This is a genomic window from Prevotella dentalis DSM 3688 (assembly GCF_000242335.1).
In the GTDB taxonomy this organism is placed as follows: Bacteria; Bacteroidota; Bacteroidia; order Bacteroidales; family Bacteroidaceae; genus Prevotella; species Prevotella seregens.
Genome location: NC_019968.1, coordinates 1067463 through 1081123 on the forward strand (window position 1 = coordinate 1067463; position 13661 = coordinate 1081123).

General features: G+C 60.5%; 12 protein-coding genes. 5 read left to right on the forward strand and 7 right to left on the reverse strand.

The genetic code is table 11. The features are described 5' to 3' along the window. Positions 1–693 carry a tetratricopeptide repeat protein gene (locus PREDE_RS11470; RefSeq protein WP_005847568.1) on the reverse strand — a complete coding sequence of 231 codons (693 nt, stop codon included), beginning with the start codon at positions 691–693 and terminating at the stop codon, positions 1–3. 140 nt (positions 694–833) lie between these two features. Between PREDE_RS11470 and recF the strand changes: the two genes are divergently transcribed. After that, on the forward strand, positions 834–1949 hold the full coding sequence (recF, locus tag PREDE_RS11475) for a DNA replication/repair protein RecF (RefSeq protein WP_015310510.1): 1116 nt from the start codon (positions 834–836) through the stop codon (positions 1947–1949). Further along, complete coding sequence (locus PREDE_RS11480; RefSeq protein ID WP_005847564.1) at positions 1942–2232, forward strand: DciA family protein; 291 nt, start codon at positions 1942–1944, stop codon at positions 2230–2232. The genes recF and PREDE_RS11480 overlap by 8 nt, the downstream gene beginning before the upstream one ends. A gap of 36 nt (positions 2233–2268) precedes the next feature. On the opposite strand, the gene PREDE_RS11485 is transcribed toward PREDE_RS11480, so the two are convergent. Genes PREDE_RS11485 through PREDE_RS11500 form a run of 4 tightly spaced genes read right to left on the reverse strand, consistent with a single transcriptional unit; the run spans position 2269 to position 7068 of the window. After that, entirely contained in the window at positions 2269–2817 is a 549-nt protein-coding gene (locus PREDE_RS11485) for a 5-formyltetrahydrofolate cyclo-ligase (RefSeq protein WP_005847562.1), read from the reverse strand. Positions 2818–2853: 36 nt separating this feature from the next. Beyond that, positions 2854–4506 (reverse strand): S41 family peptidase, encoded by a 1653-nt coding sequence (locus PREDE_RS11490; protein WP_005847560.1) that lies wholly within the window; start codon positions 4504–4506, stop codon positions 2854–2856. Then, a complete protein-coding gene (locus tag PREDE_RS11495; RefSeq protein WP_005847558.1) occupies positions 4484–4963 on the reverse strand; it encodes a deoxycytidylate deaminase in 480 nt (159 codons plus the stop codon). The genes PREDE_RS11490 and PREDE_RS11495 overlap by 23 nt, the downstream gene beginning before the upstream one ends. A 29-nt stretch (positions 4964–4992) precedes the next feature. Beyond that, positions 4993–7068, reverse strand: coding sequence for a M3 family metallopeptidase (locus PREDE_RS11500; protein ID WP_005847556.1), 2076 nt, complete (start codon positions 7066–7068; stop codon positions 4993–4995). Between the two features lie 182 nt (positions 7069–7250). Between PREDE_RS11500 and PREDE_RS11505 the strand changes: the two genes are divergently transcribed. Together PREDE_RS11505 and guaA are read left to right on the forward strand one after the other, a co-directional pair. Beyond that, positions 7251–8105 (forward strand): sugar phosphate nucleotidyltransferase, encoded by an 855-nt coding sequence (locus PREDE_RS11505; protein WP_005847555.1) that lies wholly within the window; start codon positions 7251–7253, stop codon positions 8103–8105. A gap of 53 nt (positions 8106–8158) precedes the next feature. Then, complete coding sequence (guaA, locus tag PREDE_RS11510) at positions 8159–9703, forward strand: glutamine-hydrolyzing GMP synthase (protein WP_005847553.1); 1545 nt, start codon at positions 8159–8161, stop codon at positions 9701–9703. 250 nt (positions 9704–9953) lie between these two features. Here guaA and PREDE_RS13945 read toward each other — a convergent pair whose 3' ends face one another. Together PREDE_RS13945 and PREDE_RS11520 are read right to left on the reverse strand one after the other, a co-directional pair. Beyond that, positions 9954–10319, reverse strand: a complete 366-nt coding sequence (locus tag PREDE_RS13945; protein ID WP_015310511.1) for a BACON domain-containing protein — start codon at positions 10317–10319, stop codon at positions 9954–9956. Positions 10320–10831: 512 nt separating this feature from the next. Next, positions 10832–12145 carry an NAD(P)/FAD-dependent oxidoreductase gene (locus PREDE_RS11520; RefSeq protein WP_005847546.1) on the reverse strand — a complete coding sequence of 438 codons (1314 nt, stop codon included), beginning with the start codon at positions 12143–12145 and terminating at the stop codon, positions 10832–10834. A gap of 171 nt (positions 12146–12316) precedes the next feature. Here PREDE_RS11520 and PREDE_RS11525 point away from each other — a divergent pair, with 171 nt between their 5' ends. Continuing rightward, a complete protein-coding gene (locus PREDE_RS11525) occupies positions 12317–13600 on the forward strand; it encodes an O-acetylhomoserine aminocarboxypropyltransferase/cysteine synthase family protein (RefSeq protein ID WP_005847542.1) in 1284 nt (427 codons plus the stop codon). Positions 13601–13661: the final 61 nt, after the last annotated feature.

Genomic DNA, 13661 nt, shown 5'->3' on the forward strand with positions numbered 1-13661 from the left:
TTACTTCGTAGCGCGTTCGATGTACTTGTCGATCTCGTGGCTCTGTACGAGTGGGGAGTTCAAGTATTTGGCTTGGATTTGCTGATAAATCTTCAAGGCCTCGTCCTGCTTATTCTGCGACTCGAGCAGCTGTCCGGCCTGGAGCAGGAAAGCGGGCGAGAGGCTGTTGTTGACGCCGTTCTTGGCTTCACGGTCGGCCTTGTCGGCGGCTTCCTTGAGCTTGCTCACGGCTTTGTCGAGTTGTCCCACGTGGGCGTAGGCGTTGCCCAAGGCCTCGATGGCGGCGGGACCAACCATGGCATCGCCCGCGGGCGAGTAGCTTTCGAGGTACTTTACAGCCTCCTGCCACTTGCCGAGATTGGCGTAACACAGGCCCGCATAGAGGTTGGCCAGGTTGCCGGCGTCGGTGCTGCTGTAGTCGCCGGCTATCTTGACGAAGCCCTCGTAGCCGGCGCCGTCGCCGTTGAGAGCCTTGTCGAACTGCTCGGCGTTGAAGTATTCCTGGCCGCGTGCGATGGCCGTGCTGGCCTTTTCCTGGCGCGGATGGCCAATAAAGGTGGTGTAGCAGAAATAGCCGGCCACGATGATGATGACGGCAGCTGCGGCGATGAGAATTGCCTTGACGTTCTTCTGGAAGAATGCTTGCTCTTTGCTGGCAACCTCATAGGTAGCCTGTTCGTTTTTGTTTGCCATTATTTTTTGCTTATTTTTATGATTTCATTCATTGCGACAAAATTACGGTTTTTCTCTCAGATAGTGAAATTTATCATGCCCTTTTTTCGTTTTTACAGCCTAAAACAGCTAACTTTGCACGCCAGCACACGCAGCGTAAAATGAGATTAAACAAGATTTCCATCATCAATTACAAGAATATTCGTGCGGCCAATCTGGCGTTCTCGCCCAAGGTAAACTGCTTCATCGGCAGCAACGGCGAGGGCAAGACCAACCTGCTCGACGCGGTCTACTACCTGTCGTTCTGCCACAGCAGCTTCACCAATATGGACAGCCAGGTGATGACCCACGGGGAGGACTTCTTCGTGCTTGAGGGTGATTACGAGACCGACGACGGCTCCGAGGAGAACATCTACGCCGGCATGAAGCGCGGACGGCACAAGCACTTCCGCCGCAACAAGAAAGATTACAAGAAGTTTTCGGAGCACATCGGGCGCGTGCCGCTCATCTTCGTGTCGCCCTCTGACACCATTCTCGTGGACGGCGGCGGCGAGGAGCGGCGGCGGCTCATGGATGTGGTGATTGCGCAGTACGACCATCGGTACATCGATGCCCTGAACCGCTACAACAAAGCCCTGCAGCAACGCAACGCCTTGCTCAGGCAGGAGCAGGAGCCCGACGCCATGCTCATGCAGCTGTGGGAGGAGGAGATGGCTGCGCAGGGCGAGGCGGTGTATGCCCGGCGCGATGCTTTCGTGCGCGAGCTGGTGCCGGTGTTCCAGGAGATTTACCGGCACATCTCGGGCGAGCGGGAGACGGTGTCGCTGCGCTATGTGTCGCATGCGCAGCGCGGGCCCCTGCTCGACGTGATACGGCGCGACGCCCATCGCGACCGCGCCGTGGGCTACAGCCTGCACGGCATACACCGCGACGACCTGGAAATGCTCATCGGCGACTATCCCATGAAACGCGAGGGCAGCCAGGGACAGACCAAGACTTACGTGCTGGCACTGAAGCTGGCGCAGTTCGATTTCCTGCGGCGCACGGCGTCGAACACCGCGCCGCTGTTGTTGCTTGACGATATTTTCGACAAGCTCGACGCCCGGCGCGTGGAGCAGATCGTGGACTTGGTGTCGGGCGACAAGTACGGACAGATCTTCATTACCGACACCAACCGCGACCATCTGGACAAGATTCTGCGGCACAGCCGTCAGGACTACAAGCTGTTCGACGTGCAGGGGGGCGAAATCGAGGAAAGGGAACGCGGCCATGTTTAAGCGCGAGGTGAAGCCGCTGGGCGAGGTGCTGCGCAAGTTTCTGCGCGACGGCGGGCTCGAGACACCGCTGTTGCAGCTGCGTGTGGTCGAGGCTTGGGATCGCGTGGCCGGCCCCATGGTGGCCCGCTACACGGCAGAAAAGTTTGTGAAAAACCAAGTGCTTTTCGTCAAGATTCAGAATCCCGCGTTGCGTCAGGACTTGAGCATGATGCGGTCGCAGCTGGTGCGGCGGCTCAATGCCGCCGTGGGCAGCTCGGTAATCGTGGATGTAAGGGTGTATTAGGCGCCGTCGGCATGGCACCGACGGGCGTGCGGGGTGTCAGAGCACCTCGTCCATGGGCTGGTCCGTAGCTTCGCAGGGCACGCGGTCCGTCTTCTGAAAGTCGAAGCAAATGCCTATCTTGTATGTGTGGGCGAACCGTGCCAGCAAGCGGTCGTAGTAGCCCTTGCCGCGCCCCAGCCGGTTGCCGTGGGCGTCGAAACTCATGCCCGGCACCACGGCCACGTCGATGTCGAGGGGCCGCAGATAGGCCGGCCCCGTGGGTTCCATGATGCCGAAAGCACCGGGCTGCATGCTCTCGTGCCCGGTGTAGCGGCGCAGCTCCAGCCGTTCGCCGTCTGCGACCTTGGGCAGCAGCACGGTCTTGCCCTCGGCGTGCAGCCGGGCGATGCAGCCGTGGGTGTCCACTTCGTCGGGCAGCGAGCAGTAGAGTAGGATGGTTCGGGCCGCCTGCATGCGCGGGTGGGCCGTCAGCCGGCCGATGACCTCGGCCGACAGCGTGGCCAGCTCCTCGGCCGTGTGCTCTCGCTTGCGCCGGCGAATGAGTTCGCGCAACGCCTGCTTGGCGGCCTGTGTCTCGTTCTTCATCGCTTCTGGCCTTGCTCTTTTTACTCTTTTACCCTTTTATTTTTTCACCTTTTTCCCTTTTGCCTTCTCCGGGGCTTTGGGAAAAGAGGCGTTGTTTCGGAACACGCGCAGGGCCGTGGCAACGACCGGGTCGTCCTGATTGAGGTATTGGTTGAGCGCCTGCTCGTCAAGCATGTTGTAGATGATGCGGCCGTTGATGTAGCGTTCGAGCAGCGAATGGCTCTGTCGGATGAGCAGATTGCGGCGCTGCAAGCCCCTCTTGTCGGCATAGTTGACGAACTGGTCCACCGTGTTCTGCTTCTTCAAGTAGGCTGCGAGCTTGAGCATTTCCTTGAATTGCTTCATCTTCTGGCGGTTGTTGTCGGTGTAGGTGAAAGCAAATTGCAGGATGAGTCCGCTCATGGCTGCCTGTTTATAATAAGAGGTGACACCCGTCGTGTCTTCGGGAACAAAGATGTCGGGGGTGACGCCGCCGCCGCCATACACCGTCCGTCCGTTGGCCGTGTGGTAGGCAGGGCCGGTGTGTTTGATGCTGTCCTGCGAGAAAAACTCGCCGTGCTGGTAGCGCGTGATGAGGTCGGAGGCGTAGCTTGGGTCGCCGCCGTCGGTGTAGGGTTTCTGGATGCAGCGGCCCGAGGGGGTGTAGTAGCGGGCGATGGTGAGGCGTATCATGCTGCCGTCGGGGAACGGAATCTGCTGCTGCACGAGTCCCTTGCCGAACGAACGGCGGCCGATGATGGTGGCGCGGTCGTTGTCCTGCATGGCCCCGGCAAAGATTTCGGCGGCCGATGCCGACCCCTCGTTGATGAGCACCACGAGCGGCATGGTCTGATAGGCGCCGTGTCCGTCGGAGCGATACTCCTCGCGCGGCGACTTGCGGCCCTGGGTATAGACGATGAGCTTCTTGGCGGGGAGGAACTCATTGGCCATCTGCACCGCGCTTTGCAGGTAGCCTCCGGTATTGTCTCGCAGGTCGATTACGAGGTTGCTGAAGCCCTGTTGCTGCAAATTGGCCAGTGCGATGAGCAGTTCGGGATAGGTCTTTTCTCCGAAGTTTTTCACCTTGATATAGCCTGTACTGTCGTCGAGCATGAAGGCGGCGGTGACGGTTTTGGTGGGAATTTCGCCGCGTGTCACCTCGTAGACGATGGGCTTGGCATGGCCGTAGCGCAGCACTCCTATCTTTACTTTGGAGCCCTGCGGGCCCTTGAGGCGACGCTGTGCCTCCTCGTTGGTGACGCTCTTGCCCACGAACGGCTTGCCGTCCACGGTCACAATCTTGTCGCCCGCAATGAGGCCGGCCTTCTCGGCGGGCCCGTTTCGGATGACGTTTTGCACGTGGATGGTGTCCTCGCGGATGGTAAACTCGATGCCCACACCCGAGAACGAGCCCTTCAGATCGTCGTTGGCGGCCTGCACGTCGCTTGCGCTGATGTAGACAGAATGGGGGTCAAGCTCGGCGAGAATCTGTGGAATGGCCTTCTCCACAAGGGAGTCGATGTCCACCTTGTCCACATATTGGTCGTCGATGATGCGCAGCAGGTTGTTCAATCGGTTGCTCCCGCTGTTGATGACAGTGAGCCGATTGCCCGAGAAATGGTTGGCATAGAAGGAGCCGATGATGATGCCGATGACCACGCAAAGGGCCATGAGCAGCGGCATAAACCTATTCTTGTTCTCGTTCTTCATCTTGCTTGTCTTTGATTTGTTGCATGTCCATGAACACAACTTCCACTCCTGCGCGCCGGAGCAGCTGGATGCCGTCGTCGAGTCGGTAGGTTTCGCCATAGACCACGCGGCGTATGCCGGCCTGGATGATGAGCTTGGCACACTCGATGCAGGGCGATGCCGTGACGTAGAGCGTGGCTCCCTCGCTGTTGTTGTGCGAGCGGGCCAGCTTCGTGATGGCGTTGGCCTCGGCGTGGAGCACGTAGGAAAAGGTGACGTTGGACGTGTCCTCGCACCGGTTCTCGAAGCCGCTCGGCGTGCCGTTGTAGCCGTCGCTGATAATCATCTTGTCCTTCACCACCAGCGCGCCCACCTTGCGGCGTCGGCAATAGGAGTTTTCGGCCCAGATGTGGGCCATGCGCAGATAGCGCCCGTCAAGGCGGCGGCGCTTGTCTTCCTGCTTTCTCTCGTCTTCCATGAGTGTGGGATGTTATGTCGTTGGGGCGGTCAAGGGTGGGCCGGGTCGATGCCGTTGCGCCGGAGCAGGGCGTCGATGGTGGGCTCCTGGCCGCGGAACCGCTTGTAGAGCGTCATGGGATTCTCGGTGCCGCCACGCGAGAGCACGCAGTCGCGCAGCCGTTGGGCCGTGGCGCGGTCGAAGATGCCGTGCTGCTTGAACACGCTGAACGCGTCGGCATCGAGCACTTCGGCCCACTTGTAGCTGTAGTAGCCGGCTGCATAGCCACCGGCCATGATGTGGGAAAACTGCACCGTCATGCACGTGTCGGGCAGCTGTGGGGTGATGATGGCCGGGGCCCACGCTTGCTTTTCAAAGGTCATGATGTCCTCGGTGAACGGCTCGCGCTGGGTGTAATAGGCCATGTCGAGCAGACCGAAGCCCACCTGACGCAGACAGCTGTAGGCCACGTTGAAGTTGCGGCTGCGCACGATACGGTCGACGAGCTCGTCGGGAATGGGCTCGCCCGACTCGTAGTGGAAGGCGAAAGTGCGCAGGAATTCTTTCTCGACGGCATAGTTCTCCATGAACTGCGAGGGCATCTCCACGAAGTCCCACCACACGTTTGTGCCCGAGAGCGAGCCGAAACGGGTGTTGGCCAGCATGCCGTGGAGCGAGTGTCCGAACTCGTGCAGGAAAGTTTCCACCTCGCTCAGCGTGAGCAATGCCGGCTTGGTGTCGGTGGGTTTGGTGAGATTCATCACCACGCTCACGTGGGGACGCACGTTCTCTCCCTGGTTGGTGATGTGCTGTCCTTGGAACTCTGTCATCCAGGCGCCGCCCTGCTTGCCGGCCCGCGGATGGAAGTCGGCATAGAAAACAGCGAGGAACGAGCCGTCGTTGTCGAACACTTCGTAGGCCTTGACATCGGGATGATACACCGGTATGTCGGGGTTTTCGCGGAACGTCAGGCCGTAGAGACGGCCGGCCAGACCGAACACTCCCTCCGTCACCTTGTCGAGTTGGAAGTAGGGGCGCAGCATTTCGGCGTCGAGATCGTACTTCTCCATTTGCAGCTTGTGGGCGTAGAACGAGAAGTCCCAGGGCTGCAAATCAAAATCGTCGCCCTCCATCTTGCGGGCCATGGCCGCGATTTCCTCTACCTCCTGCACGGCGGTGGGCTTGTAGGCGGCCAGCAAATCATTGAGCAACTTGTACACATGGGCCGTGTCGCCGGCCATGCGGTGCTTGAGTATATAGTCTGCAAAGCAGTCGTAGCCCAGCAGTTGGGCCAGCTCGCGCCTCAGGTTGACGAGGCGTAGGCATATCCGGAGGTTGTTCTCTGCGTTGTCGTGGGTGCACTCGGTGTTGCGCGCCATGTACATTTGGCGGCGCAGCTCGCGCTGTGTGGAGTAGGTGAGGAAAGGCGAATAGCTGGGATAGTCGAGTGTGAAGACCCATCCCTCGAGGCCCCGTTCGCGGGCCGTCTGTGCGGCGGCGTCCACTGCAGTGTCGGGCAGTCCGTCGAGTTGGGCGCGGTCGGAGAGGTGCAGGGTGTAGGCTTTGTTCTCCTTGAGCAGGTTCTGTGAGAACTGCAGGGTGAGCATGTCGGCCTCCTCGGTGAGCCGGCGCAGCCGTTGCTTGCCCTCTTCGTCGAGCAGGGCGCCGCTGCGTACAAAGGCATCGTACTCCTTGTCGAGCAGAGTTTGCTCCTCGGGCGTGAGCTCGCGGTGGTGCTCATATACGTATTTCACGCGCTCAAAGAGCCGTGGATTGAGGATGACGTCGTTGCTGTGCTTGGTGAGAATGGGGCTCAGCTTCTGGGCCAGGGCCTCCATCTGGGGCGTGGTTTCCGCACTCATCAGGCAGGAGAAGACAGTCGACACGCGGTCGAGCAGGTCGTAATAGTGCCGCCCGTGCGACAGATCCTCGGCGGCAATGGTATTGTCGAACGTGGGTTCCTCGGGGTTGCCGACAATCTTGGCAATCTCCTCGTCGTCGCGTCGGATGCCTTCCATGAAGGCCTCCTCGTAGTCCTCGAACTTGATTTTGTGGAAGGGGATGGTGTCGTGTGGCGTCCCGTAGGGCTCCATGAAAGGGTTGACACGTTTTTCGGTTTGGCTCATGGCTTGTCGCTTTCTCTTTCTCTATGGATGTGCAAAGGTAACAAAAAGAGTTGGACACGCGCGGGAAGCGGCTGGTTTATAAGCAAAATTTAACGTAGAACACGGCGCAAACGCACGGCGGCGGGCACGAAAAAAGGAGGCCTTTCCTTTGCCGTTCGGGAAATAAATACTAATTTTGCGCCATGAAGCAAGCCATGATTTTCGCTGCAGGCTTGGGCACACGCCTGAAACCGCTTACCGACACGATGCCCAAGGCACTGGTAAGCGTGGGCGGACAGCCGCTGTTGCAGCACGTGGTTTTCAGGTTGCGCGATGCCGGTTTTTCGCGGCTGGTCGTCAACGTGCATCACTTTTCCCAGCAAATCAAGGACTATCTGCAGGCCAACGACAGCTTTGGCCTCGACATTCGGGTGAGCGACGAGACTGCCGCCTTGCTCGACACGGGCGGCGGTCTGCGCAAGGCCGCGCCGCTGTTCGACGCGCACCGCCCCATCCTCATCCACAACGTGGACATCCTGAGCAACGTGGACCTGGCCCGGTTCTACGCCCTCGACCCCCGCGTGGCGTGCCCCGACTGCGGCGTGCCCCACCGCATGGCCGGCGCGCAACTGCTCGTGAGTTGGCGCAGGACGCGCCGCTACCTGCTCTTCGACGACCGGATGCTGCTCGTGGGGTGGGTCAATGTGGAGACGGGCGAGGTGAAATCGCCCTATCCCGAAGTGGCCCGTGTGGCCGCCTCGGTGCGTTGGCCGCTGGCCGTCGGCGACGCGCCCATGCGGCTGGCAGGGCTTTACCGCATGTATGCTTTCAGCGGCATACACAGCTTTTCGCCGCTCTTCTTCCCCTACATGGCGGCGTGGCCCGAGCGGTTTGCCATCATGGACTTCTACCTGCGCCACTGCCGCGAGGTGCCCGTCAAGGGCCATGTCAAGCCCGACCTGCAACTCATGGACGTGGGCAAGCTCGGCACACTGGATGCCGCCGAGGCCTTTGCGCAGCAGCTCGACCATCAACATCAAATTCATCATAACACTTAAACGCATGCCTCGGCCGTCTCCCCGCAACGGGAGAGGGGCGGGGCCTTTCGACTATGCAACAGAAGATCATCATCCTCGATTTCGGTTCGCAGACCACGCAGCTCATTGGCCGCCGCGTGCGCGAGCTGGACACCTTCTGCGAGATCCTGCCCTACAACAAGTTTCCGCACGACGATCCCTCCGTCATTGGCGTGATTTTGAGCGGCAGCCCCTACTCCGTGCACGACAAGGAGGCTTTCCGCGTGGATCTGAGCCGGCTCATCGGCCGCTATCCCGTGCTGGGCATCTGCTACGGCGCCCAGTTTATCAGCCATGCCGGAGGCGGCCGGGTGGAGCAGACCGGCACGCGCGAGTACGGCCGGGCCAACCTGCAATGGCTGGACTCCACCAACCCCTTGTTCAAGGGCTTCGACCCCAACTCGCAGGTGTGGATGAGCCATGGCGACACCATCACGGCCATCCCCGCCGGCTATCGGGTCATCGGCTCCACGCCTGACGTGGAATATGCGGCCTTTGCCAGCGGCTCGCAGCCCGTGTGGTGCGTGCAGTTTCACCCCGAAGTGTACCATACCACGCAGGGCATGCAGCTGCTGCGCAACTTCGTGGTCGACATCTGCGGCAGCCGTCAGGAGTGGAGCGCCGCCTCGTTTGTGGAGTCGACGGTGGCCGAACTGCGGCAGCAGCTGGGCGGCGACCGCGTCATTCTGGGCCTCTCGGGCGGCGTGGACTCGTCGGTTTGCGCCACGCTTCTCAACCGCGCCATCGGCCGCAACCTCACGTGCATCTTCGTGGACCACGGCATGCTGCGCAAGAACGAGTTCCAGAAAGTGATGGAGGCCTACCAGGGCCTGGGGCTCAACGTGGTGGGCGTGGACGCTTCAGAGAAGTTCTTCAAGGACTTGGAGGGCGTGACCGACCCCGAGCAGAAGCGCAAAATCATAGGCCGCGACTTCGTGGAAGTGTTCAATGCGGAGGCCCGGAAAATCACCGACGCCAAGTGGCTGGCCCAAGGCACCATCTATCCCGACCGTATCGAGAGCCTCAGCATCACGGGTATGGTCATCAAAAGCCACCACAACGTGGGCGGCCTGCCCAAGGAAATGCACCTGCAACTCTGCGAGCCGCTGAAGTGGCTGTTCAAGGATGAGGTGCGCCGCGTGGGCTTCGAGCTGCACATGCCCGAGCGGCTCATCAAGCGCCACCCGTTCCCCGGGCCCGGCTTGGCCGTGCGCATCCTGGGCGACATCACGCGCGAGAAGGTGCGTATCCTGCAGGATGCCGACGACATCTATATCGGTAAGATGCATCAGTACACCATGCCCGACGGCACAAGTCTCTACGATCACGTGTGGCAGGCCGGCACGGTGCTGCTCTCCACCATCCGTTCTGTGGGCGTGATGGGCGACGAGCGCACCTACGAGCACCCGGTGGCCCTACGCGCCGTGACCTCGACAGACGCCATGACGGCCGACTGGGCCCACCTGCCCTACGACTTCATGGCCGACGTGTCCAACGAAATCATCCGCAAGGTGAAGGGTGTGAACCGCGTGTGCTACGACATTTCCTCCAAACCGCCTTCGACCATCGAGTGGGAGTAGCCGCCCGCATGGCCCCACAACGGCAAGGGGAAGGCGGCCCGTCGTGGCTGCGTTCCCCTTGTGGGTTGAGGGCGTTCCGCTACTGTCTTGGCGGTGCCTCTCCCGGTTTTCAGAGGCGTTTCCCTCTGTTGTTAGAAGTGCTTTTCATTAGTATATAGAATGGTCTCCTTTTGTTTTCGGAAGAGCCTCTTCCGGTTTTCAGGAGTGTCTCGCTTTGTTTTCAGAGAGGAGCCGCAAGCATTGGGCCGTCTTATTGCGTGACTTTTATCTCTGCGTTCCTGTCATCAACGGAAACATTGATGTAGAGCTTGCGTTTCCTGCCTGTCGTGTTGGGCTCGGCGGTAATCACCAAGGTGGGTGTTCCCCGCTTCCTCCTTACCGTGAGCCAGCTGTATTGCACGGAGATGGTGTCGGGGTCTTCCAAAACTGTCCTTTCGCTTTTTCCGTCTCCGTTGTAATTTAATACCTCAATATTGTATGGAGCGTATGAACCCGACATCATGACGGTGCCTCCCTCTTTCGGGAAAGAGAGCTTGGAGGGATAGCCGCAGTTGCCGTCTGTCGTGCAGGATGCGGCCAGAAGGATACTTGTGAGGAGGAACAAGAGCTTCTTCATACGTCGTTTTTTTAGGGTTTTTAGGGGGTGTTTGCAGCCTTGAACCGTCCCTTTTCCTGTCTTTATAATGCCATTTGCAAGGAAAACTTGCACGTTTGCGTGCCAAAAATCGTGTCCAGACTGCACGAACCCTCCCGTATGCCGGCACCGGTGCGGCGTGGCGGCCAAAGGTTTACGGCGCAACGGCCGCGCGTTTACGCCGTCATCGCGCGGCCGTTGCGCCGTAATCGCCATGCGATTGCACCGCCAATCGCGCGGCCATGGCCCGTGGGACGTTTGGATGGTCAGGGTGAATTTTATAGGATGGTACAGGACATGATGGGAGGTTATGGGGCTGTGCCGAGATGCCCATCACCGCGCAGCATCTGTGAAATCGGTGGAATCTGTGAGAGGAACAGGCGGTGCCGGCAATGTGTTTATCTGTTGTTGTGCAGATGTTGATGGTAAAACCATCTGCATTTCATCTGTGGCATTCGTGGCAAACCATCCCTGTTTTCCATGTGCCCTGCCGGTCATTGCGCGTCGGCGGAGGGGGCGGCCTGTGGACGGGACGAGGGCTGGGCACGCAGGATGAGGCGCAGACTCTGCTTGTAGTTCAGGTAGTTCCACACCCAGTTGAGGAACACCACCGTCTTGTTGCGCACGCCAAGGATGGAACGCAGGTGCACTACCAGCCACAACAGCCAGGCCGGGAACCCGCCGAAACGGAAACGCCCAATCTCGGCCACGGCCTTCTTGCGGCCGATGGTGGCCATGGCGCCCAGATTGCGGTAGCTGAACGGCTGCTCGGCTCTGCCCTCGAGGCGGCGCGAGAGGTTGTGGGCCACGGTGGCTGCCTGCTGCATGGCCACCTGGGCCAGCTGCGGATGGCCCAGCGGGTAGGCCTCGTCGCCCTCGACAAGGCTCTGGTCGCCGACGGCGTAGACGTTGGGCACGCCTTTCACGCGGCAGTAGCGGTCGGTGAGGATGCGCCCGGCATGGCCGATACTTGCGGTGGGCAGGCCGCCGATGGCACTGGCCCTGACGCCGCTCACCCACACCGTCAGTCCGGCCTCCAGCGTGTCGCCGCCCTGCAACACTACGCCGCAGTCGTTGCAGTCGACCACGCGGCAGCCCTTCATCACCTTGATGCCCAGTTCCGTCAGGTCGCGTTCGGCGCGGGCCGAGAGGCCGGCATCCATGCCCTTGAGCAGACGGTCGCCCGAGTCGAGCAGGCAGATGTGCATGCGGCTGGCGTCCAGGTCGGGGTAGTCGCGCGGCACGATGGTGCGCTTCATCTCGGCCAGCGCACCGGCAATCTCCACGCCCGAGGGCCCGCCGCCCACGATGACCACGTTCATCAGCCGCTGCCGGGCCTCCTCGTTGTCCTCGGTCTCGGCGCGCTCCAGGTTCTGCAGGATGGTGTTGCGCAGGCGCATGGCCTCGGCAACGGTCTTCATGGGCAGGGCGTTGCGCTCGATGTCGGCATTGCCGAAGAAGTTGGTCGTGGCTCCGGCGGCCAGCACCAGGAAGTCGTAGTACAGCGTGCCGAAGGAGGTTTGCAGCGACTGCTCCTCCGGGTTCACGGCCTGCACCTCGCCCATGCGGAAGTAGAAGTTGGTGCGGCCTTGGAACAGACGGCGGAAAGGAAACGAGATGCTGCTCGGCTCCAAGCCGGCCGAGGCCACCTGATAGATGAGTGGCGGAAACTGGTTGTAGTTGTTCTTGTCGACCAGCACCACCTGGAAAGGGGTGCGGCACAGGATCCGGGCCAGCTGCAGGCCGGCGATGCCGCCGCCCACAATGACCACGCGGCGGTGCCCGCCCTTGTGTATATTTGCTCTCATTGCTGCTTCTGTGTTAAGCGTTGTGTGTATGTTTTGCCGTGCGTTGGGCATCAATTGATGTGTGCAAAGGTAAGTAAAATCACGCGTAAAACCTTGATGAATCGGAAAAGAAACGCTACCTTTGCCCTGTAGAACAGAAGACAACATCCAACATAAACGACAAAAACAACCATGACAAAGAAGCTGAAACCCTCCACGCTCTGCGTGCGGGGCGGGTGGAAACCCAAGAACGGCGAGCCCGTGGAGCCGCCCATCGTGCAGAGCACCACGTTCAAGTATGACAATTCCGAGGAGATGGCCATGCTCTTCGACCTGAAAAAGGAGGGATATTTCTATACCCGGCTGCAAAATCCGACGCTTGATGCCGTGGCCGCCAAGATAGCCGCGCTCGAGGGTGGCGTGGGTGCCATGCTCACTTCGTCGGGGCAGGCGGCCAACTTCTACGCCGTGCTCAACATCTGTTCGGCCGGCGACCACATCGTGGCCTCCAACGAAATCTACGGCGGCACGTTCAATCTCTTCGGCGTGACGATGAAGAAAATGGGCATCGACTGTACGTTTGTGAACCCCGAACTGCCCGAGGAGGAGATCGGAAAAGCCTTTCGTCCCAACACCAAGGCCCTCTTCGGCGAGACCATTTCCAACCCCGGCTGCCGCGTGCTCGACATTGAAAAGTTTGCGCGCATCGCCCATCGCCATGGCGTGCCCCTCATCGTCGACAACACTTTTGCCACGCCCGTCAACTGCCGTCCGTTTGAATGGGGCTGCGACATCGTGACTCACTCCACCACAAAGTACATGGACGGCCATGCCACGCAGGTGGGCGGTGTGGTCGTGGACAGCGGCAACTTCGACTGGGCAGCCCATGCCGACCGCTTCCCGGGCCTCACCACGCCCGACGATTCCTACCATGGTCTCGTCTACACCACGGCCTTCGGCAAGCTGGGCTACACCACCAAACTCGTGGCTCAACTCATGCGCGACTTGGGCAGCATCCCGTCGCCGCAAAACGCTTTCCTGCTCAATCTGGGGCTGGAGACCTTGCACCTGCGCATGCGCCAGCACTGCGCCAACGCCCAGCGCATAGCCGAGTTCCTGCACGGAGACCCTCGCGTGGCCTGGGTGCGCTACTGCGGACTCGACGACGACCCGTGTCATGACCTGGCCCGGAAGTATTTGCCCGGTGGCTCGTGCGGCGTCATCGCTTTCGGACTGAAAGGCACCCGCGAGACGGCCATCCGGTGGATGGACTCGCTCGAACTCATCAACATCGCCACGCATGTGGCCGACAGCCGCTCTTGCGTGCTCCATCCGGCCAGCCACACCCACCGCCAGCTCTCCGACGAGCAGCTGCGCGCGGCCGGCATAGCCCCCGACCTCATCCGCCTTTCGGTGGGCATTGAAGATGCCGACGACCTGCTCGACGACATCCGCCAGGCTCTCGACAGGCTGTAAGAAGAGCTCCCATGCAGAGCTGCCAACGTGGAAACAATGGCAAATCTGCATGGGAGCATTT